Source organism: Cryobacterium sp. Hh11 (genome assembly GCF_004404045.1).
In the GTDB taxonomy this organism is placed as follows: Bacteria; Actinomycetota; Actinomycetes; order Actinomycetales; family Microbacteriaceae; genus Cryobacterium; species Cryobacterium levicorallinum.
Window position 1 is genome coordinate 235736 of the sequence record NZ_SOHF01000007.1, and the last position, 22295, is coordinate 258030.

At 62.9% G+C, this 22295-nt stretch carries 23 protein-coding genes, 3 tRNA genes and 1 pseudogene; 15 read left to right on the top strand and 12 right to left on the bottom strand.

Translation table 11 applies throughout. The annotated features are described in order from the left end of the window. Positions 1 to 70: 70 nt before the first annotated feature. Both E3T46_RS03125 and E3T46_RS03130 read left to right on the top strand, forming a co-directional pair. Positions 71 to 144 (top strand) — tRNA-Ile (locus E3T46_RS03125). 51 nt (positions 145 to 195) lie between these two features. After that, a tRNA-Ala gene (locus E3T46_RS03130) sits at positions 196 to 268 on the top strand. Positions 269 to 446: 178 nt separating this feature from the next. Here the strand turns inward: E3T46_RS03130 and E3T46_RS03135 are convergent. Next, on the bottom strand, positions 447 to 974 hold the full coding sequence (locus tag E3T46_RS03135) for a hypothetical protein (protein ID WP_134577409.1): 528 nt from the start codon (positions 972 to 974) through the stop codon (positions 447 to 449). Positions 975 to 1153: 179 nt separating this feature from the next. On the opposite strand from E3T46_RS03135, the gene E3T46_RS03140 reads away from it, so the two are divergent. Together E3T46_RS03140 and E3T46_RS03145 are read left to right on the top strand one after the other, a co-directional pair. Beyond that, positions 1154 to 1693, top strand: a complete 540-nt coding sequence (locus E3T46_RS03140; protein WP_092448024.1) for a peptidylprolyl isomerase — start codon at positions 1154 to 1156, stop codon at positions 1691 to 1693. 162 nt (positions 1694 to 1855) lie between these two features. Continuing rightward, positions 1856 to 2557: a rhomboid family intramembrane serine protease gene (locus E3T46_RS03145; RefSeq protein WP_347232601.1), complete on the top strand. Its 702-nt coding sequence runs from the start codon at positions 1856 to 1858 to the stop codon at positions 2555 to 2557. A 152-nt stretch (positions 2558 to 2709) separates the two neighbouring features. Here E3T46_RS03145 and E3T46_RS03150 read toward each other — a convergent pair whose 3' ends face one another. Further along, positions 2710 to 2955 (bottom strand): cell division protein CrgA, encoded by a 246-nt coding sequence (locus tag E3T46_RS03150; RefSeq protein WP_092448026.1) that lies wholly within the window; start codon positions 2953 to 2955, stop codon positions 2710 to 2712. 80 nt (positions 2956 to 3035) lie between these two features. Here E3T46_RS03150 and E3T46_RS03155 point away from each other — a divergent pair, with 80 nt between their 5' ends. Genes E3T46_RS03155 through E3T46_RS03160 form a run of 3 tightly spaced genes read left to right on the top strand, consistent with a single transcriptional unit; the run spans position 3036 to position 4699 of the window. Beyond that, the gene (locus E3T46_RS03155) at positions 3036 to 3893 is read left to right on the top strand and encodes a class E sortase (protein WP_134577411.1); all 858 of its coding nucleotides are present in this window, start codon (positions 3036 to 3038) and stop codon (positions 3891 to 3893) included. 9 nt (positions 3894 to 3902) lie between these two features. Continuing rightward, the gene (locus E3T46_RS17735) at positions 3903 to 4064 is read left to right on the top strand and encodes a hypothetical protein (protein ID WP_166790154.1); all 162 of its coding nucleotides are present in this window, start codon (positions 3903 to 3905) and stop codon (positions 4062 to 4064) included. Beyond that, positions 4061 to 4699, top strand: coding sequence for a gamma-glutamyl-gamma-aminobutyrate hydrolase family protein (locus E3T46_RS03160; RefSeq protein WP_134443462.1), 639 nt, complete (start codon positions 4061 to 4063; stop codon positions 4697 to 4699). Before E3T46_RS17735 ends, E3T46_RS03160 begins: the two co-directional genes overlap by 4 nt. A gap of 54 nt (positions 4700 to 4753) precedes the next feature. Here E3T46_RS03160 and pknB read toward each other — a convergent pair whose 3' ends face one another. The 7 genes from pknB to E3T46_RS03195 all read right to left on the bottom strand — a co-directional run bounded on the left by pknB (position 4754) and on the right by E3T46_RS03195 (position 13618). Then, on the bottom strand, positions 4754 to 6448 hold the full coding sequence (gene pknB / locus E3T46_RS03165; protein WP_134577412.1) for a Stk1 family PASTA domain-containing Ser/Thr kinase: 1695 nt from the start codon (positions 6446 to 6448) through the stop codon (positions 4754 to 4756). A 77-nt stretch (positions 6449 to 6525) separates the two neighbouring features. Beyond that, positions 6526 to 8238: a protein kinase gene (locus E3T46_RS03170; RefSeq protein WP_134577413.1), complete on the bottom strand. Its 1713-nt coding sequence runs from the start codon at positions 8236 to 8238 to the stop codon at positions 6526 to 6528. Beyond that, positions 8235 to 9686, bottom strand: a complete 1452-nt coding sequence (locus tag E3T46_RS03175) for a penicillin-binding transpeptidase domain-containing protein (protein ID WP_134443465.1) — start codon at positions 9684 to 9686, stop codon at positions 8235 to 8237. Before E3T46_RS03175 ends, E3T46_RS03170 begins: the two co-directional genes overlap by 4 nt. Further along, the gene (locus E3T46_RS03180; RefSeq protein WP_233195407.1) at positions 9686 to 11071 is read right to left on the bottom strand and encodes an FtsW/RodA/SpoVE family cell cycle protein; all 1386 of its coding nucleotides are present in this window, start codon (positions 11069 to 11071) and stop codon (positions 9686 to 9688) included. The genes E3T46_RS03175 and E3T46_RS03180 overlap by 1 nt, the downstream gene beginning before the upstream one ends. After that, a complete protein-coding gene (locus tag E3T46_RS03185) occupies positions 11064 to 12299 on the bottom strand; it encodes a protein phosphatase 2C domain-containing protein (protein WP_134577414.1) in 1236 nt (411 codons plus the stop codon). Before E3T46_RS03185 ends, E3T46_RS03180 begins: the two co-directional genes overlap by 8 nt. A 3-nt stretch (positions 12300 to 12302) precedes the next feature. Further along, positions 12303 to 12866, bottom strand: a complete 564-nt coding sequence (locus tag E3T46_RS03190) for an FHA domain-containing protein (RefSeq protein ID WP_166790156.1) — start codon at positions 12864 to 12866, stop codon at positions 12303 to 12305. 2 nt (positions 12867 to 12868) lie between these two features. Beyond that, positions 12869 to 13618, bottom strand: coding sequence for a DUF3662 and FHA domain-containing protein (locus E3T46_RS03195; RefSeq protein ID WP_134577416.1), 750 nt, complete (start codon positions 13616 to 13618; stop codon positions 12869 to 12871). 407 nt (positions 13619 to 14025) lie between these two features. On the opposite strand from E3T46_RS03195, the gene E3T46_RS03200 reads away from it, so the two are divergent. Beyond that, a tRNA-Leu gene (locus E3T46_RS03200) sits at positions 14026 to 14109 on the top strand. A gap of 341 nt (positions 14110 to 14450) precedes the next feature. On the opposite strand, the pseudogene E3T46_RS03205 reads toward E3T46_RS03200, so the two are convergent. Next, positions 14451 to 14630 (bottom strand): annotated as a pseudogene (locus E3T46_RS03205) (transposase); the annotation flags it as partial. Here E3T46_RS03205 and E3T46_RS03210 point away from each other — a divergent pair. Beyond that, positions 14621 to 14866, top strand: coding sequence for a hypothetical protein (locus E3T46_RS03210; RefSeq protein ID WP_134577417.1), 246 nt, complete (start codon positions 14621 to 14623; stop codon positions 14864 to 14866). The pseudogene E3T46_RS03205 and the gene E3T46_RS03210 overlap by 10 nt on opposite strands. Before the next feature lie 49 nt (positions 14867 to 14915). Here E3T46_RS03210 and E3T46_RS03215 read toward each other — a convergent pair whose 3' ends face one another. Continuing rightward, complete coding sequence (locus E3T46_RS03215; protein WP_134577418.1) at positions 14916 to 16394, bottom strand: helix-turn-helix domain-containing protein; 1479 nt, start codon at positions 16392 to 16394, stop codon at positions 14916 to 14918. A gap of 85 nt (positions 16395 to 16479) precedes the next feature. Here E3T46_RS03215 and pxpA point away from each other — a divergent pair, with 85 nt between their 5' ends. The 6 genes from pxpA to E3T46_RS03245 all read left to right on the top strand — a co-directional run bounded on the left by pxpA (position 16480) and on the right by E3T46_RS03245 (position 21021). Further along, positions 16480 to 17217 carry a 5-oxoprolinase subunit PxpA gene (pxpA, locus tag E3T46_RS03220; RefSeq protein WP_134577419.1) on the top strand — a complete coding sequence of 246 codons (738 nt, stop codon included), beginning with the start codon at positions 16480 to 16482 and terminating at the stop codon, positions 17215 to 17217. A gap of 50 nt (positions 17218 to 17267) precedes the next feature. Then, a complete protein-coding gene (locus tag E3T46_RS03225; protein WP_241980423.1) occupies positions 17268 to 17498 on the top strand; it encodes an acetyl-CoA carboxylase in 231 nt (76 codons plus the stop codon). A gap of 73 nt (positions 17499 to 17571) precedes the next feature. Next, positions 17572 to 18927: an acetyl-CoA carboxylase biotin carboxylase subunit gene (locus E3T46_RS03230; protein WP_134577421.1), complete on the top strand. Its 1356-nt coding sequence runs from the start codon at positions 17572 to 17574 to the stop codon at positions 18925 to 18927. Further along, positions 18924 to 19817, top strand: a complete 894-nt coding sequence (locus E3T46_RS03235; protein ID WP_134577422.1) for a carboxyltransferase domain-containing protein — start codon at positions 18924 to 18926, stop codon at positions 19815 to 19817. The genes E3T46_RS03230 and E3T46_RS03235 overlap by 4 nt, the downstream gene beginning before the upstream one ends. Then, entirely contained in the window at positions 19807 to 20772 is a 966-nt protein-coding gene (locus tag E3T46_RS03240; RefSeq protein WP_134577423.1) for a biotin-dependent carboxyltransferase family protein, read from the top strand. The genes E3T46_RS03235 and E3T46_RS03240 overlap by 11 nt, the downstream gene beginning before the upstream one ends. 57 nt (positions 20773 to 20829) lie before the next feature. Continuing rightward, positions 20830 to 21021, top strand: coding sequence for a tautomerase family protein (locus tag E3T46_RS03245; protein WP_134577424.1), 192 nt, complete (start codon positions 20830 to 20832; stop codon positions 21019 to 21021). Between the two features lie 25 nt (positions 21022 to 21046). Here the strand turns inward: E3T46_RS03245 and E3T46_RS03250 are convergent, their stop codons facing one another. Further along, complete coding sequence (locus tag E3T46_RS03250) at positions 21047 to 21511, bottom strand: GNAT family N-acetyltransferase (protein WP_134577425.1); 465 nt, start codon at positions 21509 to 21511, stop codon at positions 21047 to 21049. Positions 21512 to 22295 lie beyond the last annotated feature (784 nt).

Sequence of the window (22295 nt, forward strand, 5' to 3'; positions counted from 1 at the left end):
CCGCCGCACCGCGGCGTGACTCGATTTCAGGTTCCGGCCAGATTCCGATAGTCTTCAATCTGCCCAACAGGGGGATATAGCTCAGTTGGTTAGAGCGCTTCACTGATAATGAAGAGGTCCCAGGTTCAAATCCCGGTATCCCCACGCAGCACCAGATTCATCAGTTCTCACTCGCTATAAACGGGGTGAGAAAGCGGGGCCATAGCTCAATTGGTAGAGCGCCTGCTTTGCAAGCAGGAGGTCCGGGGTTCGATTCCCCGTGGCTCCACAATTCAAGGCTCGTCTTCGGACGGGCCTTTTCTTGTACGTCCGGGGATTTTTCCGTACCAGCGCTGGGCATTCACTGAGACGGCGTCGCGGCGGTCACTGCGGGCCGCTACGGCCGTTAATGCGGCAGGGCCCGCATCCACTGGATGCGGGCCCTGCAAGCGGGTGGTGCTGCGGCGCTAGTCTTCCTGCGACGTGGCCGGTTCAGCCTCGTCATCGGCGACCCAGAGCTCGTCGTCGGCGCGGAACGTCTGCCAGACGGCGTAGGCGACGCCTGCAGCGGCGACGACGGCCAGACCGAGAGCGAAGTACGTTCCCGCCCCCATGCCCTTAGGTTCAACCACGACGGGCTTCTGTAAGCGGATGCGGCCTAGCGCGGCCCGCACGCGGGCGTCGCGCGCGACGTCGCCGACCGACAAGACCGTGCCGATGGCGGTACCGATGCCGGGAAGGACATCGTTCACCACGCGGCGTCGAACGCCGTCGGCGGCTTCCTGGGTGGCGTTCACGCCCGGGCGAACGTAGTGGTCATAGCTCTCGCGAACGCGCGGAGCGACTTCTTCGCGGGCGAGGATGCCGGCCTGGTGACCGGCCTGGCGAGCAAGCACGTTAGCGCGCTCCAATACCTCTTGTTGGTGGCTCCATAGTTCGTCTGCGCTTTTGCGCAGCCGAGTGAGTTCCTTGCGGCGCTTGCGTGACAGGCTCATCTGGACCCTCCATCGATGTCGTGTGTGGCGAATGTGTGTCTATCTTGCCACTGAGTGCCCATCTTGCCACTGAAACCTTGGCGCGCAATCGATGTCTTGCCAGCGAATGCACTGGGAACGCACCGGAAGCACACGGGGTCGAGCAGGGTGGGTGACTGTTGCTGTGCAAGAATCGGTGTATGTCTAAGCACACCGCTGTCGCCACCCTGAACACCACACTCGGACCGATCAAGGTCAATCTCTTCGGCAATCACGCGCCGAAGACGGTCAAGAACTTCGTCGGCCTCGCGACCGGCGAGATCGAGTGGAAGCACCCCGCCACGGGCGTTGCCTCCACCACGCCGCTCTACGACGGCACCGTTTTTCACCGCATTATCAAGGACTTCATGATCCAGGCCGGCGACCCGCTCGGCCAGGGCACCGGCGGTCCCGGCTACCAGTTCGACGATGAAATCAGCCCCGACCTCGACTTCACCCAGCCCTACGTGCTCGCCATGGCGAACGCGGGAATCCAGGGTGGTCACGGAACCAACGGCTCGCAGTTCTTCATCACTGTCGTGCCGACCACCTGGCTCCAGGGCAAGCACACCATCTTCGGTGCCGTTGAAGACGAGGACAGCCGCGCAATCGTCGCGAAGCTCGCCACCGTCGCCACCGATGGACGCGACCGCCCGCTGGAAGACGTCATCATCCAGAGCGTCTCCGTCGAATCCGTCTAACCCGTATTTCAGACCAAAATGAGTGATCTGCCGGCCTCGGCGGCGAATTTTTGCTACCGCCATCCGGGGCGGCAGAGCTTCATTCTGTGTCAGCGCTGCGGGCGCACCATCTGCGCCGAGTGCCAGACGCAGGCTGCCGTGGGCGTTATCTGCCCCGAATGCATGAAACTGCAGCGCAAGAACGCACCCCGCATCAAACCCGCCGTGCTTACCCGGCTGACCGGGAGCGGTCAGCCCACGGTGACCTACGCGCTTATCGCGATTACCGTCTTCGTCTTCATCCTGCAATGGATCCCCGGCCTCGGGATCACGCAACGATTCGCCTACGCGCCAGCCCTCACCCTCATTGAGCCGTGGCGAATGCTGACCAGTGTTTTTCTGCACTCGCAAGGTGGCCTGCCGTTTCACGTGCTGCTCAACATGTACGTGCTCTGGATCTTCGGTCCGATGCTCGAGGGGATGCTCGGCCGTGGTCGCTTCCTGGCGCTGTATCTGATCAGCGGTTTCGCCGGGTCGATCGGTGTTCTGGTGCTGGCTGTTCCCTACACCTACGTCGTCGGGGCATCAGGGGCCCTGTTTGGGCTCATGGGTGCCTTCCTGGTCATTCAGCGTGGTCTTGGCGGAAATTCGAAGCAGCTGCTGGTTCTGCTCGGCATCAACGTGGTCGTGAGCTTCATTCCGGGGATCGCCTGGCAGGCTCACTTCGGCGGCATAATCGGGGGTGCACTCATCGGGTTCGTTCTCATGCGTACCCGGCGGCCGGCACAAAAGGGGCTGCAGATCGTCTTGATCGCGGGCGTCGCCGCTCTCCTCGTGGTGATTGGAGTCCTCAAAATTGTGAGCCTGCTCGCCCCGATCAGCTGACCACCCGGTGCACCGGGAAGTTATCCACAGGTCTATCCACATGGGGATAATTACACCGGTGTCATTACCCGAACTGCTGGATTCTGGCAGCCGGGCAGCATCCGCTCAATGACCGTTGCGTGGGCGGTTCGTGACTCGGCGGTGCGGCCGAACTAGCGCCAGCGCGTGGTCATCAGAAAGCCGATGAATGCGATTCCGAAGCCGACCAGAATATTCATGGCGCCGAGACCCGCGATGGGAAGCTGGCTGCCACTGACGTAAAACACGATGATCCAGGCCAGGCCGAGCAGCATAAAGCCGAACATGACCGGCTTGAACCAGACGGCGTTGGGCGCGTCCTCGTTCGAGCGGGCAACTTCGGTGCGGGCGGGCTTGGTGCGAGAATTCTTACGTGCCATGCTGCGATCCTAGCGTCTCCGCCTGTTTTCGTGGCTTTGACGCGGGGGTCGCGCACAACTCTGGTCAGTAGAATCGTAATATGTGTCCACAGGCAGACGATCGCACCGCGCCGGTGCCCGATGGGTCGGAGTCGCCCGGCGCTGGCACCAAAGGTCGGTACCGCTCAAGTACAGCCCCGTCCGTCAAGGTCACACTCCTGGGCGTGCTCGGTGAACTGCTGATCACGGCCAGTGCACTCGTGCTGCTGTTTCTGGGCTGGCAGCTGTGGTGGAATGACATGATCATGGCCAATTCGCAGTCCTCGGCTGCGAGTGAGATCAGCCAGGATTGGATCGCCCAGGACACCTCGACGACGCTTCCCGAGGCGACGGCTGATCCGGCGGAACCGGACGCAGCCCGCGTAGCGGTGGACTACGGCGAGCCCGTCGTTGCCGCTGCACCCGGCAATGCCATGGCGTTCGCGGTTTTGTATGTGCCTCGTTTCGGTGCCGACTACCACCGCAGCATTGCCGAAGGCACCGGCCATGACGTCTTGAACAGCAACCGTTTGGGCATCGGACATTACGCTGGCACTCAGATGCCCGGCGAAGTCGGAAACTTCGCGATTGCCGCGCACCGCAGCGCCTTCGGCGGTGGCATGCACCTGATCAACGAGCTGCAACTCGGCGACGCCATCTACGTGCAGACGGCCGACGGCTATTACACCTACCGGTACCGCGATACCGAGTACGTGGCACCGTCGCAGGTGCAGGTATTGGCATCCGTTCCCAACTATCCGGACGGAACCCCGGTCGACCGCATCATCACGCTCACCAGTTGCAATCCGCTGTACTCCACCGCAGAACGTATCATCGCCTACGGCGTGCTTGAGTCGTGGCAGCCACTTTCGGCCGGCGCTCCCGCCGAGCTCGCACCGATCATCGCCGCTCAGGGCTAGGAGGTTCTTATGTACGCAGCACTGTGGCGTGTTCTACCCGGACCGATCTGGGTGCGCATCATTTTGGTCCTGATTCTGCTGGTGGCTGTACTGGCCGTGCTGGCCACCTGGGTGTATCCGTGGATCGATGGAATTCTGAGCAACGAGGAAGCGACGGTAGACGGCCCATGACCCGAATTCTGGTTATCGATAATTATGACAGCTTTGTCTATACCCTCAATGGGTATCTGATGGAGCTCGGCGCGGAGACCGACGTTGTGCGCAACGATTCCTTCGAGCAGACCGATGCAGCCGCTCGGATTGCCGACTACGACGGCGTGCTCGTTTCGCCGGGCCCCGGGAAGCCCTCAGACGCCGGTGTGTCCATCGCTGTCGTCGAGGCCGCGCTGGCGGCCAACCTGCCCCTGTTCGGCGTCTGCCTCGGCCATCAGGCTATCGCCGAGGCCTTCGGGGCCACGGTGACCAATGCTGAAGAACTCATGCATGGCAAAACCTCGCTCATCACGCATGACGGCAGCGATTTCTATGAGGGTGTGCCGCAACCGTTCACGGCAACGCGGTACCATTCCCTCGCCGTCGTTGCGTCGACCGTGCCGAGTGACCTGATCGTCACGTCGCGCACGCCGGGCGGGGTCATTATGGGATTGCGGCACCTAACCGCCCCTATTTTGGGCGTGCAGTTTCACCCGGAGTCGGTCCTGACCGAGGGCGGCTACCGGATGCTGGGCAACTGGCTCGCCCTGGCCGGCCTGTCGTCTGCCCAGGAGACCGCGAAGGGCCTGCACCCGCTGTTGCGCCTGAGCTAACTTCGCGTTGGGCTGTGGGTGGGAACCGGGCCCGGTGCAGACAGGGCGGTGCGGCTAGGAGCGGGCGCAGTAGGTCAGCTCGATCTCGGAGCGCTGCGGGACGTCTCCGGGGGCCAGTGATTGGGCTTTGATCGGGGAGCCGGACTCCTGGTCACAGGTGTAATCAGGCTTGGAACTCGGCGTGAGTCCGTCGGCGGTGACCAGATCGATCGCGGCGACCAGAGACTGGCCGGTGAGGTCTCCGAGGGTGACCAGGCCGCTCGACACGACGTAGTTGATGGTATCGCCGGCGAATTCGGAGGACGCCGCGGGCGGATCGGTGCGCAGAACGATATCGGCCGCCACGGTCGGGGAGTTCTCGGTGGTGACCGACCCGGAAACGAAACCGAGCGCTTCGATCGCGGCCTGGGCATCCGTTATGGGCTGATTGGTGACATCGGGAACCGCGACGGGCACCGGACCGGTAGAGACGAAGACCTTGATCACGTCGGAGGGATTGACGATGGTATCGGCCGGAGGATCCGTGCGAATAACCTGGTCGGCCGGCACTGTCGTGCTCGACTCTTCGGCACGCGTGGCCGCCAGGTCGAGGTCGAGGAGAGTATTTTGGGCGTCGTCATAGGTTTGCCCGGTGAGTGCGGGAATCTGGCGCGAACTGTCGGGCAGTTCCACCGAAGGCTGCAGATTGGCCACCCAGATCATGACCGCGACGACGATGACCACGACGCAGACGATTCCGGCCCAGACCCAGATCACCGGGGGGCGACGCTGGGTGCGCACCATCGTCTGGTCTTCGGACAACTGTTTGAGGGCCAGCGCCGAACCGGTGATCGCCGTGGGCGCAGCCCCGAACAGGCCGGCACCAACCTCGTCGCCGGCCCGGTGAACGGGAATCTGGCCGGATCCTGCGGTCTCGACATCATTGCGAAACTCGACGGCGCTTTGATAGCGGGCGAAGCGGTCCTTGGCCAGGGCATGCAGCACGACCGAGTCCAGGGCCGGCGACACCTTGGGATTGAGCGCTGAGGGTTTCGCCGGCAGTTCGCTGACGTGTTGGTAGGCGACGGCCACGGGCGTGTCACCGCGGAACGGCGGCCGCCCGGTGAGCATCTCGAACAGCACCACGCCCGTGGAATACAGATCGGTGCGCGCATCGACGGACTCACCCTTGGCCTGCTCCGGCGAGAAATAGGCGGCGGTGCCGAGGATGGCGGTGGTCTGCGCGACGGTCGTGGCCGAGTCGGAGATGGCACGGGCGATGCCGAAATCCATCACCTTGACCTGTCCGGACTTGGTGATCATGATGTTGCCGGGCTTGATGTCGCGGTGCACCACACCGGCGCGATGCGAGTATTCCAGCGCGGTCAGAACCCCATCGATGATGCGTACGGCCTCGGTCGCCTCGATCGGGCCCTCACGAATGATGTCCTTGAGCAGCCGCCCGTCGACGTGTTCCATGACGATGAACGGAACCTGGGAATCGTGTCCGGCATCGTCGGTGACGGTCTCCTCGCCGGCATCGAACACCCGCACGATGGTCGGGTGGGCCATGCGAGCTGCGGCCTGGGCCTCTTGCCGAAACCGGGTTCGAAAGGCCGGGTCGGAGGCCAGACTCGACTTGAGTAGCTTGATGGCCACCGTGCGACCGAGCCGGGAATCGGTGCCTATATGTACGTCGGACATGCCGCCACGGCCGAGGAGTGCCCCGACACGATAGCGGCCCGCGATCAAACGGCCAGAGTCAGGCACGAGCGCACTCCCCCACAATAAAACGGATGCCCGGGTTAGGCACAGTGAGCGCTACTTTACCGCACGGCATTGGGGAATTACTCCCCGACAGCGGGGTCGCCAGTTACGCTCACGTCTGCCGTTGGGGAAAACTCAGAGCTGACCTGGCCACAGAAATAGCGGAACTTGACCTTGAAATTCTCTGTTCCGGCGGTGATCGTGGCCGTCGTCGTTTCAGCGGTGGTGGGGTTGGCTGAGGTGATGATGGCGGCACCGCCCTCCGTTGCGATCTCATAGCCAGCCAAAGTCTGGCCGGCCGGGCAGGTCTGGGCATTCCAGTTCACCGTGACAGTGCCCGCGGCAGCGACGGGCGAAGGCGTCGCCGTCGGGGCTGACGTCGGTGTGCTCGGCGTGGGGAACGCGCCGTAGACAGTCAGGGTCACGGTCGTCCCGGCCGGAACCGGCCCCCGGGGATTGACTCCGTACACCGTGTCAACTTCTGCCTCAGACCCGGCCGCATTTCCGGGTTGGACGTCAGCGACGAATCCCATCTCAACGAGCAGGGCGGCGGCATCGGCGCTGGGCTTACCCACGAAATCTTCCGGATTGACCGACGTGTTCGCATTGGTGGGCGACGGCGTCGGCGTTGGCGACGGGGTCGCCGATGGCGTAGCCGACGGGGTTGATGAGGGTGGCGCTGACGTGGTCGGGACCGGTGCCGGGGTCTCGTTGTTCTGCGTGAACAGGGCGATGAGAGTTCCGGTGAGCACGATCACCAGCAGCGCGACCAGGGCGATCAGCGGCCAGGTCCACGGACTGCGCTTCTTCTTCTCCGCTTCGGCAGCGGCCGCGGAGGCCCGCGTGATGGGCGCGCCGGTGGCGGGCAGAACGGTCGTGGCCTGGTCGGACCCGGCACCGGGCATGAGCATGGTGGCGCTCGTGGCCGAGAGGCCGCCCAGAACGGACGGCACGGCAACCGCGGCTGCAGCGACGTCACCGCGACGCAAAGCGGATGCCGCGCGCGCCAGATGGGCAGCAGACGCCGGCCGGTCGGCCGGGTTCTTGGCCAGGCAGGCGAAGACCAGATTGCGAACCGGCTCGGACACCGTCACCGGCAGGTCGGGCGCAATCTCGTTGATCTGAGCCATGGCAATCGCGACCTGCGACTCGCCCGTGAACGGACGACGTCCGGCCAGCGACTCGTACGCGACGATGCCGATCGAGTAGATGTCGGTGGTCGGCGATGCGGGGTGGCCGCTCGCCTGTTCCGGTGAGAGGTACTGCACGGTGCCCATAACCTGGCCGGTCGCGGTGAGCGGAACCTGGTCGGCGATGCGGGCGATGCCGAAGTCGGTGATCTTGACCCGGCCCTCCGGCGTGATGAGCAGGTTTCCGGGCTTGATGTCGCGGTGCACGAGACCGGCGGCGTGGGCGGCGTGCAGCGCGGTCGAGGTCTGCGCGACAATGTCGAGCACCTTGTCGGTCGGCAGAACGTGCTCGCGCTCGAGAATGGTTGACAGAGCTTCGCCGGGCACTAGTTCCATGACCAGGAAGGCGCTGCCGTCTTCTTCGCCGTAGTCGAAGACATTCGCGATGCCTTCGTGGTTGACCAGGGCCGCGTGGCGGGCCTCAGCGCGAAAGCGCTCGAGGAAACCGGGGTCGCCGAGATACTCGTCCTTCAAAATCTTGATGGCGACGCTGCGACCGATTACGAGGTCGGTGGACTTCCACACCTCCCCCATGCCGCCAATCGCAATGCGCGACTGCAGCTCGTATCGTCCCCCGAAGGTGAGGCCTGCTGTGGGTCTCATTTGTTAAGCACCGCCTCTAGTACTTTCTGTGCGACAGGTGCGGCAAGTTTGTTGCCGAACCCGGTTTGTCCTTCTCCTCCGCCGTCCTCGATCAGAACGGTGATGGCAAATTGTGGGTCGTCCGCCGGTGCGAAACCGGTGAACCAGAGTGTGAACGGATCGGTTGACCCGTTCTGCGCCGTGCCGGTTTTCCCCGCCACTTCGACCCCGTCTATTCTTGCATTGCTCGCGGCGCCATCCTGAACGCCGTTGATCATCATCGCTGTCAGTGTTGCGGCTGTTTTTTCGCTCATCACCCGCCCAAGTTCTGCCGGTTTGAAGGTTTGGATGGCGCTGAGATTGGGTGCGAGGATCTCCTGCACCAGGTTGGGCTGCATCACGACCCCCCCGTTGGCGATGGCGCCGCTGACCAGGGCCATTTGCAGCGGGTTCGCCCGCACGTCGTACTGACCGAAGGCTGACTGCGCGGTCTGCGGATCGTCGAGCCCGTCGGGGTACACGCTCTCGGTCACGCGCAGGGGAATGCTGAAGCTGCTGTTGAAGCCGAACTTCTCGGCGGTCTCCCGAATGGCCGTGTCGCCGAGCGCGACGCCCAATTCGGCGAACGGGATATTGCAGGACAAGCGCAGTGCTGTGGCGAGGGTGACCGTCTCACCGGCACCGCAGGTTGACCCGCTGGAGTTTTCAATCTTGCTCGTGGTGCCCGGCGCGGTGTACACGGCCGGGTTCGGAAAGGTGCTCTCCGGCGTGTAGTCGCCCGATTCCAGGGCGGCCGTCGTCACGACGAGTTTGAAGATCGACCCGGGCGGGTTGAGCGAATTGATCGCCCGGTTGATCAGCGGGTCGTTCTCGTCGGCCAGCAGGGCCTCGTAGCTCGCGGTGACCTCGGCGTTGTTGTGCACGGTGAGTAGGTTCGGGTTGAAACTCGGCTTGGAGACCATCGCCAGGATGCGGCCGGTCGTCGGTTCGGTCACGACGACCGATCCGGTGTAGTCGCCGAGGGCGTCCCAGGCTGCCTGCTGGGCCACCGGATCGATGGTGACCTCCACGGCGGCGCCCTTCGGGTCCTGGCCGGTGACGAGGGCGCTGATCTTGTCGAAGAACTGTGAGTTGGACGTTCCGGTCATCTCGGCATTGAGGGCGAACTCCAGCCCGGTCGGTTCGCCGTTGATCGGAATGTATCCGGTGATCGGCGCATACAACTCGGGGTTGGTATAGGTGCGGAGAAATTTGTAGTCATCGTCGGCCGGCATGGACTGGGCGATCGGGTCGCCGGCGACGAGGATGGCGCCGCGCTCGACCTGGTAGCTGTCGTACAGCGTGCGGGTGTTGCGCGGGTCGGCCGACAGATTGTCGGCCTGAAAGGCCTGCACGATCGACGTGGAGCTGAGCAGGGCGATGAACATCAGCATCACGACGATGCTGACGCGCTTGAGTTCGCGGTTCACTAGACCACCAGCCTGGGTTGATTGCGCACTGTGTCGGAGAGCCGCAGCAACAGGGCCACGATAATCCAGTTGGCCACGAGCGAGGAGCCGCCGGCGGCCAGGAACGGCGTGGTCAGGCCGGTGAGGGGAATCACCCGGGTGACGCCGCCGATGACGATGAAGCACTGCAGCGCCACAACGAAGGCAAGGCCGACGGCGAGAAGCTTGCCGAAATCATCCTGACCGGCGAAGCCGATGCGGAATCCGCGGGCCACGAATAGAAGGTACAGGGCGAGGATGGCGAAGATTCCGGCGAGCCCGAGCTCCTCGCCGAGGCTCGCAATGATGTAGTCACTCTGCGGTACCGGGGTCAGTTCGGGCCGTCCCTGGCCCCAGCCAGTGCCGAGCAGGCCGCCCTTGGCGAGGCCGAACAGGCCTTGCACGAGCTGAAAGCTGCCGCCCTCGGCTTCATAGACTTTGGGGTTGAGCGCATCGAGCCAGTTGGTGAACCGGCCGTTGACGTAGTTCAGGGTCTGGCTGGCCAGCAGGGCACCGCCGAGGAACAGGCCCATGCCCATGATGACCCAGCTCGCCCGCCCGGTCGCGAGGTAGAGCATGACGAGGAACAGACCGAAGTAGAGCAGCGCGGTTCCGAGGTCGCGCTGGAAGATGATGACCGACATCGACAGGGCCCACACCACGAGAATCGGACCAAGGTCGCGCAAGCGCGGAAAGCGCGCGCCCAGAAACTTCTTACCGACCATGGAGAGACTGTCGCGGTTGCGCACGAGGTAGCCGGCAAAGAACACGGCGAGGGCGATCTTGGCGATCTCACCCGGCTGGAACGTGCCGAAACTGCCAAAGCCGATCCAGACCCGAGCGCCGCTGATTTCTTTACCCAGGCCGGGCACGAGCGGCAGAAAGAGCAACACCACACCGACGAGACCGAAAATGTAGGTGTAACGAAACAGCACCCGGTGATTGCGGATCACGAGCAGCACGACGATCGCGCTGAAAATGGCCAGGGCGCTCCACACCGTCTGGCGCACGGCGGCGCTCGCCCAGCCGCTGTCCTGGTCGGCGATGTCAATGCGGTAGATCATGGCGATGCCGATGCCATTGAGCACCGTGGCGATCGGCAAAATGAAGGGATCGGCGTCGCGAGCGACAAATCGCAGCACCACGTGCAGGCTGATGACCAGAACCGACAGGCCGGTGCCGAGCAGCACCAGGGTCGGGTCGAGATCGCCGAGAGCGCCAAGCTGCACGAGCACGACCGCGCTCGCGTTGATGAAGCAGGCGATCAGCAGCAGGAACAGTTCGAGGTTGCGCAGTTTCTGCGGCAGGTGCAGACGACGCACCGGCTCGGTTCCCTGACGCGCTTGCAGAGCGGATGCTTTACTCAACGACCGCACCCTTCAGCCGTTCGACGATGGCCTGCGCATCCGCGAGGGAGCCGGCACTGATGGTCTGCTCGACCTGCTGGCGGTCGTAGACGCGCAAATCGGACAGGTTGATGTCGGTGGCCTCGTACACACTGGACAGCTTGATCGGGCCGATGTCCTGCTGGACGCCCTGGTAGATCGCGACGGTCGAACCCTCGGAGCCGACGAAATAGCGGGTTTGGGTCCACTGGTAGCTCAGGATGCTGGTGCCGACGATCGCGAGTACGAGCAGAATAACGCCGAACAGCCAGGTGGCCTTGCGGCGGCGCGCGCGGCGGGCATCCTCTTCGATCAGTTCGGAGAGGTAGTCCTGGGAATCGGGCTCGAAGTGCGTCTCGCGTACCGGGTGCAGCCGCAGGGCCGGGATGCGCAGTGCACGGTTGCGTCCGGGTTCCTCACCGAAGGCGAGCGGATTGGCCGCTGAGCCGACGACGACGGGACTGTCTGTGCGCGTGCTGCCGTCGCCCGCGCCAATGTCGACGATGACGACGGTGACGTTGTCGGGGGCGCCGCCGTCGAGGCTTTCCTTCACGAGCAGGTCGGCGACATCCTGCGCGTTGGCGCCACTGGCCAGGGCGGAGGCTATGCCGGTGTGTGAGACGACACCGGTGAGGCCATCGGAGCACAGCAGCCAGCGGTCGCCGGCGATCGTGGCCAGGATCGACGTGTCGATTTCGGGGCTCGCCTCGACGTCACCGAGCACACGCATGAGCACGGAGCGGCGTGGATGCACCATGGCTTCGGCCTCGGTGATGCGACCGCTGTCAACCAACCGCTGCACGAAGGTGTGGTCGATGGTGATCTGGGAGAGTTCGTTGTCGCGCAGCAGATAGATGCGCGAGTCGCCGATGTGGGCGATCGCGACCTCGTTCTCGAGCACCACGATGGCGCTGACGGTCGTGCCCATGCCGGTGAGTTCGGCATGCTCGAACACGGTTTCGGCCAGCTGGGCGTTGGCGCCGATCAGGGCGGCCTGCAGGGCGAATTCGGCGTCCTGGGCACTCGCATAGGGCTTGTCGGCCTCGATAATGCGTTTCGTGGCGATCGACGACGCGACGTCTCCGCCGGCGTGGCCGCCCATGCCGTCGGCGACCACGAACAGGGTGCGTCCGGCGTAACCGGAGTCCTGGTTATTGGAGCGAACCTTGCCGACGTGGGACGTGGCTGCGCTGTGACTTACCGTCGCCATGACTTACCGCCGAAGCTCGAAGCTGGTGGCGCCGATCTTCACGGTGGCGTTCAGGGGAATTTTGGTCGGCACGGTGACGCGGGTGCCGGCCAGGAAGGTGCCATTGGTGGAATCGAGGTCTTGCAGCATCCACTCGTCATGCCAGAGCATGAGTCGGGCGTGGTGGGTTGAGGTGTAATCATCGCGGATGACCAGGCTCGAGTCGGCCGAGCGGCCGATCGTGATGGTTTCGGTGCTGAGCGGAAACTCGGTGCCGGACTTCGGGCCGCTCGTGATGACGAGGCGCGTGGTGTTCTGGGCGGTGGCGAGTGCACCGTCGGCGGCCGGGCTGGCCCGCGCGATCGGGGCTGGTTCTGGGGTTGGTGCGGGGGTTGGTGAGGGGGCTGCAACGGGAGCAGCGGCGGCGGGGAAGGCTCCGGCGGGGGCCGGCGCGGCGGCATCCGTTTTCAGGCGGCGTACGCGCTGGCCGAACAGGTCACTGCGCAGCGCGTAGACGATGCCGAAAATGAACATCCAGAGCATGAGAAGGAAGCCGATGCGCAGCACCAGCAGGGTCAGTTCGCTCACGTTCATGCGTTCGGCCCCCAGAATCCGCCCATGTCGTGGCGTTCGGTGGCGGGGTCGGTCGGTGCGGCCGCGCGCGGAGTCTCGTTGGAGGCCTGCGCGAGCACGCGGAAGACGATGCGGGTGCGGCCGATGGTGACGATCGAATCGGGTTCGAGGATGGCCTGGCTGACCGGGGCACCGTTGAGCTGGGAACCGTTGGTGGAGCCGAGGTCGCGCACCTGGGCGCGGGCGCCGTCCCAGATAATCTCCACGTGACGGCGGGAGGTGCCGGTGTCGTCGATGGTGATGTCGGCGTCGGAGCCGCGACCGATCACGGTGCGGGCCTTGACCAGCGGATGCCGGGTGCCGTTGATGTCGAGCACCGGGGTCCAGGCGACACTGGTCGCGACCGTGCTGGAGTCGATCTGCACCAGACCCTCGCTGAGGCTGCCGTCGTCTTGCAGGGTGATCACAATGCCGCCGGTGAACTGGTAGCGCTGCTCGGTGCCGTGTCTTTGCAACAGGGCGGTGAGCTCATCGATAAGGGTCACGCCGAGCGCGCTCATGCGGGCGTAATCGGTGTGGGACATGCGCACGGTGAACCGATTGGGCGCGAGAATGCGATCCCGCGCGACAACCGCGGCTTTGGTGTCGAGCTCACGACGCAGCGCGGAGGTAATTTCCACCGGCTGCAAGCCCGATCGAAAGGTCTTGGCGAACGCTCCGTTGACGGCGCGCTCCAATCCCTTTTCAAAGTTATCCAGTATGCCCACAGGTCTCCCGATCCGGTCCGTTTGGCTATGAGCATGTTACTTGTCTCGGGTGACAACCCGCCTTGGAGGCGCAAACGGCACGAACAGTCATACTACCTGCGGAGGGTGCTGGACCGAATTCGACGCCCATTATGGGCATTCCTTTGGACTTTTTTGGAGCGGATACGGTGCGCGCGGGTGTGCGGATGCGGGCGTGCGGATGCGGTGGGGCTGGGCGGGCGGATCTGGTGGGTGCAGTCGAGCGGCGGCATCCGTTGGGAGTGCGCCCGATGTGAGCGCTTGCTCCGGTCATTACCGTAGCGGCCACCGATATCGGGCGCGATCACGCTCAATCTGGCCCCGACGGCCCGGGCGGCGCGCCGTCGAATGGCGCTGACCCCCCTCACAGTGTTAGCATTCCTAAGTTCGCGCGAGTGGCGGAATTGGCAGACGCGCTGGCTTCAGGTGCCAGTGTTCGAAAGGACGTAGGGGTTCAAGTCCCCTCTCGCGCACTGTGGGTGTTTCAGGAAATTGAATTGTCGTTTTCATGAAATCCAAGCGAACAGGCCGGTTGAGTAGAAATACTCGGCCGGCCTTCGTTTTTTAACGGTGTTGGCGGGGCCGATCTGGCCGGTTGAGGCGGTAGTTGACCCTTTAAATGGGAAACGGCCTGCGGGTGGGCAGGCTGACGCTTTCGGTGCGCGGGTGGTTGGTGCTGGAGTGGGTTGTGGCCGTTGTTACTGCGGTGGTGCCAGGGCCGGTAGGGCGCTGTGGGCGCTGAGTGGTGTTCCGGTGGCTTCTTTGCGGCGGTGTTCGCGGGAAAGCTTCTCGCTGAGGTCGAGTTCGGCGGCCTTTGACCGACGATGTCATCGTCGAATCCGCACAGCATCGACAGCTCAGCGACCTGCTCGTCTTCGAGACGGAGCGGCCGCAGCGCGTGCGGGAGAGTCCGGGCGGCTTCGGCGATGATCGCCGCGTCACGGGCATCGGTCTTGGCCTCGCCTGCGTGCAGGTCAGCACGGCATGCTCCCGGACAACCGTTACGGCCGCTTCAACAACTCCGGCTTGGTTGCCTGGGTTGTGGCGACGGGCATCGGGGTCTTGATGTTGCAGCTGGGGACGATCAATCCTGACCTCGCTGGAGTCGGGGCGACCTGGGGTCCGATCCTCACGGCGCTGTCCGCTGCCGGCCTCTACGCTTTCCTGTGGAGAAGCTCCAACGGCAAGACTGCGTTGCTGGCTGGGAACAAAACCTCCGTTACGGCCTGAGAACCTGACGAGGTACGGGCGAGGGTGCGCTCCGGTGAATCCTCGCTTTTCAGTTCTCCGCGAGGTCAATGAGCCGAAGGGCGAACAGGCTTGTGGCCTGACCGTCAACGGTGCTCAGATCCAGCCGTAGCAAAGACTCGATTTTTCGAAGACGGTAGTTGAGTGAATTCCGGTGTATAAACAGCGCCGCGCAGGTCTTGGACGGATGAGCGTCATGAGCCAGGAACATCTCCAGAGTTTTCACGAGCTGGCCCGAGCGGTTGGTGTCGTGTTCCAGCAGCGGGGCTAGGAATTTTCTGGCCGACTCACGGGCACCACGTCCTGCCGTTGCCATGACCACCGCGCCCAGGCCCAGCTCTGGTGCCAGCTGGGGGCGGTCGATGCGGTGCAGAAGCTGGAGTGAATGCACCACGGACAGCCGGAGCTCAAACAAGCTCGGCGTGGGGCTCTTCAGGACCAGAGGTTGTCGGCTTTGAATGCTCAGCAGCCTACCGACCGCGCCCTCGACGTCATCCCGGGGTATCTGGCCAAAAGCGATCAGTCTTTCGCCGAGCTCTGTCACTCGAACGGTGTGAAAGACCTCGTGCAATGCAACGCGTAATTGCCAGGATGTGGAGGCGAATTCACCGCTCATGTCGGCGACCAGCAGGCTCGTTTCTGCGTGGGGATCGAGCCCGGCGGCCTGGAAGGCCTTGCGGACATCCCGGTGTGTGGATTCCTCCCAGGATTCACACGCGGTAACCAGATCTTTGATCTCCTGGTGCCGGCTCGCGTCGACCATGACGGAACGGTTGAGTTGCAAGGCAATGATGGATGCGACCGGTCCCAGCAGTGACGACAACGGCTTGTCATTGTCAGTCTCTCGAACGGCGAGGTGGCAGGGATTGTTGAGTCCCATCGGCAAGGGGATGCTGAGGACGCCGGCACGGGGCTTCTTGCTGATGCCCGGGGTCCAGGTGACTGCTGCCGGGTACTGGGCTATAACCGAGCCATAGGCGTCGTAGACCGCGATCGGGGATTGAATGACGTCGAAGACGGCAACGAGAAGCGTAACCACTTCGGCATCTTGATTGGCCAGGCGCGCGCACTCGTCGGCAAGAGACCACCCCTGGTTCACCACGGCTAGCCGCTCCGCCTGCATGAAGCTCTCCACGAACCGGTCAACCTGGAGCGGTGGCACCATGGAGGGCACCTCCAGGAGGGGGACGTCTCGCCTGGCGCAGGCAAGTACCAGTCCCGGTGGCAGGGTCTGGTGTGCCATTCCGGTTGAGAATACGATCGCGGACACGGGGACCGCGGCCAGTCGCTCCACGAAGGCGTCCCATGTTCGTTCGTCCACAAAGTTCATGCCGATTCCGCTGGTCAGGAGCACGGAGTGCGGGTCGAGGAACGGCGTCGGATCCATGAGTTCAGTGGGCGCACAGCCGCTTAACTCGACGGACAGCCGCCCCTCCGACGAGGGTGTTTGCAATCGCAGCTGAAGGGAACCTTCCAGTAAAAGGTCAACGACACGCATCTCAGACCACATTTCATAGGCATCTGCACAAATTTTTCCCCAAGCTTAGGGCACATGCCTACTGGGTTGGATTGCTGCCACAACGTAACGTGGAAACATGGCCGCCGCGAATCCCCAAATAGAAATTCTTATTAACTCCGACATGGGGGAAGCCTTCGGGCTGCACAGTTTCGGAAACGACGAAGCGCTCATGCCGCTGATCGACGTGGCAAACGTTGCCTGTGGTTTTCATTCCGGAGAACCCGAGACCATGGACGCGACCGTCGCGCTCGCGAAAGACCACGGCGTGCGGGTCGGCGCGCACCCAGGCCTGCCGGACCTCGTCGGCTTCGGTCGACGAGAGATGAAGGTGACTCCGGCGGAGGTGGAATCGATGATTCGCTACCAGGTAGGGGCACTCATCGGGTTCCTGAACAAGTACTCCATGCCGCTCAATCACATCAAGCCGCACGGTTCGCTCTATGGCATGCTCTCCCGGGATGAAGACCTGATGCTGGGGGCGGTCAAAGTGGCCAAAACATACGGGGTTCCGGTCTTCGGTATCGCCGGCAGTGCGCACCAGATAGTTGCGGAGCGAGAGGGCGTTGAATTCATCGGCGAACTCTATGTGGACCTCAATTACAACGCCGAGGGCGGCCTGATCATTCTGCGCCGCCCTGAGCTCACCGATCCGGCAGCGGCATCCGCGCGTGTGCGCCGTGTCCTCGAAGAAGGTGTCGTCCTCGCGGACGACGGTACTGAACTCAACATTGCTTTCGGCTCAATCTGCGTTCACTCCGACACGCCTAATTCGCCCGACGTGGCCCGGGCAGTTCGTCAGACTCTCGCCGCCTGATCCGATTAATTCTGCCTGTCACGATCCCCAACGAAAGAGAGCGCATCCGCGTGGACATCATTTCCCCACTTCCCGGCATTTTTTACCGTAAACCCGGCCCGGGCAAAGAGCCCTACGTCACCGAGGGTGACAGCATTTCGATCGGTCAGACAATCGGTCTGGTTGAGATCATGAAGCAGTTCAGTGAGGTTCGCGCAGAAGCCGCCGGCATTCTGGTCAAGTTCCAAGTCGAGGATTTCGGGATCGTCAATCCCGGCGATGTGATCGCCGTCACCTCCTGAACGTCGATACTCCCTGAACGCCGTCACCACAGCCCACGTACTTTCGTGCACAGCCCGACAACTGGACTCCTCAATGAAGAAACTTCTGGTAGCAAATCGCGGTGAAATCGCCGTGCGCATCATTCGAACCGCCCGCGAAATGGGGATCATTACAGTCGCGGTCGTAAGCGAGGCGGACAAATCGTCTTACGCGGCGGATCTCGCCGATGAGGCGATTGTCATCGGTCCGCCCCCAGCTGGACTGAGCTACTTGAATCACGACGCTGTCTTGAAAGCCGCTGCGCACAGTGGAGCCGACGCGGTGCATCCTGGTTACGGATTCCTCTCGGAAAACGCAGAATTCGCCCGCAAGGTCATTGCCGCGGGGTTGATTTGGGTGGGGCCTTCTCCCGAGTCCATCGAGCTGATGGGAGACAAGTCCCGCGCTCGCCGGGCCGCAATCGACGCGGGTGTGCCGACCCTGCCTGGAACGGAAAGCGCGTTACAAGACGGTGATGACCGTGTCGCGATCGCGGCACTCATCGGCTATCCCCTCGTAGTGAAAGCGTCTGCCGGCGGCGGAGGTCGCGGAATCCGCCTCGTTGTGGACCCCGAGGAGCTGAATGCCACAGTCGATATCGCCCAGGCTGAGGCGCTCGCGGCTTTCGACTCGTCTGACGTGTACTTCGAGAAGTTCGTCACCCGGGCGCGGCACGTGGAGGTGCAGATTCTGGGTGACGGCGAAAATTTTGTGCATCTGGGCGATCGGGACTGTTCAATGCAGCGCCGCCAGCAGAAAATTCTCGAAGAGGCTCCCGCGCCGGGAATCCCCGATGACGTGCGCACGCGGATGCGAAATTCCTCGCTGGAGCTGGCACGCAAGGCAGCCTATGTCGGTGTCGGAACGATCGAGTTTCTGTACGACCCCGAGACGCACACGGCAGCGTTCATTGAGATGAATACCCGTATCCAGGTGGAACACACCATCACCGAGGCCATCACTGGAATCGACCTCGTTCGCGAGCAGTTGCGCATCGCCTCCGGCGAAAGGCTCGGACTTCTACAAAGTGACGTGACCTTCACCGGACACGCCCTGGAATTCCGCATCAACGCCGAGGACCCCGACAACAACTTCATGCCAAGCCCTGGTGTGATCCAAGCCCTGAACTTGCCCGGGGGCGTCGGCGTGCGCAATGATTTCGGCTTCATCGCCGGAAAAACCGTTGCCCCGTTCTACGACTCTCTCTTGGGCAAAATTATTGTCTGGGGTCCCACCCGTGAAATCGCTGTCGCCCGGGCAGAGCGTGCTTTGGACGAAACGGACATCGTTGGTGTCAAAACGACAGTGGGATTGTTGCGCCGTCTGGTCTCCCTCAATGATTTCGCCGAGGTCAAGCATCACACCACCTACATCGAAACCGCTGTCGACCTCATCGGAGTTGCCAAATGACACTATCGGCCGAATCCCGGTACACGTGGGGTGGCGATGAGTTCCTATTCGTGGAAATCGCCGAAGGCATGTCCCTTGAGGCGAACTTCATTTCCAACAGCATCTCAAACGCGCTGGAACTGAAACAGCTCGACGGAATCGTGGACATCTGCCCGGCAAATGCATCGTTGCTCATCAGGTTCAATCCGGACGAGCTGGCTTCCGGCGACCTGGAGCGAACAGTTCGAGAGCTGGAGCAGGAGGTGCGCGGCGCAGTCAGCCAGGTGCTGGAAACACGCATCATCGAGATTCCTGTGTGGTACAACGACCCCTACACAAACGAAACCGGGGCGCGGTTTCGGGAGGGGTACCACCAGCGGCCCGAAGGCAACGACCTCGACTACGCGGCCGAGGTGAATGGGCTGGCCGATGCCGAAGAGTTCATCCAGAGGCACCACGAGTCCCCGTGGCTGGTGTCGATGGTCGGCTTCGTCGCGGGGCTGCCGTTCCTCTACCAGCTCGTCGACCGGGAACAGCAGTTGGAAGTGCCCAAGTACTTAAGCCCGCGAACGGACACCCCGGCGCTCACCCTCGGTTACGGTGGCTGCTTCAGCTGCATTTACTCCGTTCGCGGTGCCGGCGGATATCAGATGTTCGGCGTGGCTGCCGCCCCGATTTTTGACCCCTCGCAGCGCCTGGATGATTTCAAAGACTTCATGATCTTTTTCAAGCCCGGGGACATCGTGAAATTCAAGCCGGTGGATGAAGCCGAATATCGGCGCATCCAGGCCGACGTTGACGCTGGCACGTTCACCTACCGGCAGTCGCCGATCCTGTTCGATGTGGGCGCGGCGCTCGCTGACCCTGATGGTTACAAGGTGTCACTCCTGGAGGTGCTCAATGGCATTTGAAATTCTCGAACCGGGCCTGTCGACGACGGTGCAGGACCAGGGACGGATCGGCTACTACCGCTTCGGCATTCCCCAAGGTGGGTCGATGGACCAGTACTCTGCCACCCTCGGAAACCGCCTGGTCGGCAATACCCCCGCCGAGGCAGTGCTCGAATGCACCTATATCGGTCCGAAGATTGTCACGACAGAAGCTGCCGTCGTGGCCGTCACGGGCGCTCCGGTGGACGTTTTCGTGAACGGTGCCGCGGTGCCGCAGTACGAACGTTTCACCCTCGCCGCTGGTGATGAGTTGCGGTTCGGCGTCATCAAGGGCGGCACGAAGTACTTCATCGCAGTCCACGGGGGCATTGACGTGCCCGAGGTGCTCGGTTCCCGGTCCACCTACCCCATCGGAGCGATCGGCGGAATGAACGGCCGCGCACTCGCCGCCGGCGACAGGGTTCCGGTGGGCGCCGAAAAAGACAACGGCCTGCCGCTTCTACTGAGCATTGCCGAGGGCGACCGTCCTGTTTTTTCAAGGGATGTTCGGGTGCGCGTCATGCTCGGACTCTACGACCACAACCTGTCCAAGAGTGGCCTCAAGAGTTTTCTGAACAGCGAGTGGACCCTGACCCCAGTCGCAGACCGTATGGGCCTCCGGTACGCGGGCCCGGGCGTCGAGTGGAAAGAGCGGGAGCAGCCGTTCGGTGCAGGCCAGGACCCGTCAAATATCGTTGACGCGGGTTACGCCGTGGGCTCCATTCAGATCCCCGGTGGCACGCAACCGATCATCCTGCACCGGGATGCCGTGTCTGGCGGTGGCTACGCCATGGTGGCCACGGTCATTTCCGCAGACATGGACCTCGTTGCCCGGTGTGCACCGGGCGCCAAGACCCACTTTGATGCCGTCACCATGGAGCAGGCGCTTCAGGCACGCAGTGAGTCAGCGGCGAGGGACGCCCGGATCTGGTCCTGACCTGCCTGAGTCCGCCCCGTGTGAACCCGAGATTCCCTGCCCGAAAAAAGGAAAATTATGCCGCTCGTAACCGTGAAGGTATTTGAAGACCGATTAACCGATGAGGCTTTCTCTGCCAGTCTCACCTCGGCTGTCACGGAGGCTGTCGTGGCCGTGTGCGGGGAGTCCTCGCGGGAGAACACCTGGGTTGTGGTCGAGGGCGTCCCCCGGAGCCAGTGGTCGTTCGGCGGAAACCTCAAACTCCTGTAGGCACACGGAATGCGATCATGCCGGGCTACAGTGAGCCCGGCGCCAGATCGTAGGTCACCCAGCTGGTCGCAGCCGCAGCGGAGTCGGAGAGCGTGCGGGCAGTAGCGTTGTCCGCCGCGGTTATCCAGCGCACAACGGAGTTGCTGTCCTGGTCTGCCAGGCGTGAGAGCTCGGCTAGCAGCGACCGGGCCACGCCCTGGCCGCGAACGTCGGCAGCAGTAAACAAGTCGTCCAGGAAGAGCCCGGTCGTGCCCGATGACGGCCGCGAGAAGCGACGATAGTGGGCGAGGCCGACAACGCGGTCGTCGATGCATGCGACGAAGGCCTTGACCTCGTGGGACGGATCGAGAATCCAGCTCCAGACGCGGTCAATGACAGCATCATCTGGTTGGAGCCGGTAGAACTCCCGATAATGCCCGTACAGTTCGGCCCACCGGGCATGGTCTTGCGGCTCAATCGCTCGAGCAGTGACCTCTGTAGCTGGAACCATGACTTCAGCCCAGATGCGTGGACCTTGATAGTCGGCAGGTGCCCACTGGAAGGATTCTGTCCTTAGGTTGGGATGTCCCTAATGCCGACCTGAAAGTGCCCAGTCACAGCAAGGCGTTCCGGATTACCTGAAAGACCCACTGCGGGTGTTTCAGGAAATTGAAGTCTCGTTTTCATGAAATCCAAGCGAACAGGCCGGTTGAGTAGAAATACTTGACCGGCCTTCGATATTTAACGATGTGATCGGGCCGGTCTGGAGCTTCTGCGGCGGCGGAGCGTTAAACGCAAAAATACCTGCGGTGGGCAGGCTAAAGGTTTCGGCGTGCAGTGGGAGTCGTGCTGGAGTCGAGGCCGCGGGGGCCAGCGCGGGGGTGCCAGGGCCGGTAGTGAGGTGTGTGCGCTCAACGGTGTTCCGGTGGCTTCTTTGCGGCGGCGTTCGCGGGAAAGCTGATGGACGAGGTCGAGTTCGGCGGCCTTCACGAAGAAGTCGTAGGTCTTTCGCAGGTTCGAGGACACGGCGGCGAGTGTCGCGGCGAGGTAGTTAAAGGCGAAGCCGCGGCCGGAGCGTTTGCTGACGTTGGCGAGGTCTTCGAAGTTTCGCGGCGAAGAAGGCGCTGACTTTTCCCAGGAACTCGATCTCCCGTTTCAGCTCAGCATTGTCGGACTGGAGGGTGTCAGATGGTCTGTGTAAGGGGTTGCGGATCTATTTGAAGGAGTGACACTAATGGTCATGACAGAACGAACTGAGAAGCTGAAAGCACCGAAGTCCCCGGCCCAGCGTGCGG

Excerpts from the sequence above, each read along its gene's own strand:
- E3T46_RS03215 (WP_134577418.1), bottom strand. The coding sequence starts at position 16,394 with ATGTGGTCTGAGATGCGTGTCGTTGACCTTTTACTGGAAGGTTCCCTT.
- E3T46_RS03170 (WP_134577413.1), bottom strand. The coding sequence starts at position 8,238 with ATGAGACCCACAGCAGGCCTCACCTTCGGGGGACGATACGAGCTGCAG.
- pxpA (WP_134577419.1), top strand. The coding sequence starts at position 16,480 with ATGGCCGCCGCGAATCCCCAAATAGAAATTCTTATTAACTCCGACATG.
- E3T46_RS03240 (WP_134577423.1), top strand. The coding sequence starts at position 19,807 with ATGGCATTTGAAATTCTCGAACCGGGCCTGTCGACGACGGTGCAGGAC.
- E3T46_RS03155 (WP_134577411.1), top strand. The coding sequence starts at position 3,036 with ATGTGTCCACAGGCAGACGATCGCACCGCGCCGGTGCCCGATGGGTCG.
- E3T46_RS03235 (WP_134577422.1), top strand. The coding sequence starts at position 18,924 with ATGACACTATCGGCCGAATCCCGGTACACGTGGGGTGGCGATGAGTTC.
- E3T46_RS17735 (WP_166790154.1), top strand. The coding sequence starts at position 3,903 with ATGTACGCAGCACTGTGGCGTGTTCTACCCGGACCGATCTGGGTGCGC.
- E3T46_RS03210 (WP_134577417.1), top strand. The coding sequence starts at position 14,621 with ATGCTCCCGGACAACCGTTACGGCCGCTTCAACAACTCCGGCTTGGTT.
- E3T46_RS03140 (WP_092448024.1), top strand. The coding sequence starts at position 1,154 with ATGTCTAAGCACACCGCTGTCGCCACCCTGAACACCACACTCGGACCG.
- E3T46_RS03245 (WP_134577424.1), top strand. The coding sequence starts at position 20,830 with ATGCCGCTCGTAACCGTGAAGGTATTTGAAGACCGATTAACCGATGAG.
- E3T46_RS03230 (WP_134577421.1), top strand. The coding sequence starts at position 17,572 with ATGAAGAAACTTCTGGTAGCAAATCGCGGTGAAATCGCCGTGCGCATC.
- E3T46_RS03150 (WP_092448026.1), bottom strand. The coding sequence starts at position 2,955 with ATGGCACGTAAGAATTCTCGCACCAAGCCCGCCCGCACCGAAGTTGCC.
- E3T46_RS03250 (WP_134577425.1), bottom strand. The coding sequence starts at position 21,511 with ATGGTTCCAGCTACAGAGGTCACTGCTCGAGCGATTGAGCCGCAAGAC.
- E3T46_RS03135 (WP_134577409.1), bottom strand. The coding sequence starts at position 974 with ATGAGCCTGTCACGCAAGCGCCGCAAGGAACTCACTCGGCTGCGCAAA.
- E3T46_RS03185 (WP_134577414.1), bottom strand. The coding sequence starts at position 12,299 with ATGGCGACGGTAAGTCACAGCGCAGCCACGTCCCACGTCGGCAAGGTT.
- E3T46_RS03145 (WP_347232601.1), top strand. The coding sequence starts at position 1,856 with ATGAAACTGCAGCGCAAGAACGCACCCCGCATCAAACCCGCCGTGCTT.
- E3T46_RS03160 (WP_134443462.1), top strand. The coding sequence starts at position 4,061 with ATGACCCGAATTCTGGTTATCGATAATTATGACAGCTTTGTCTATACC.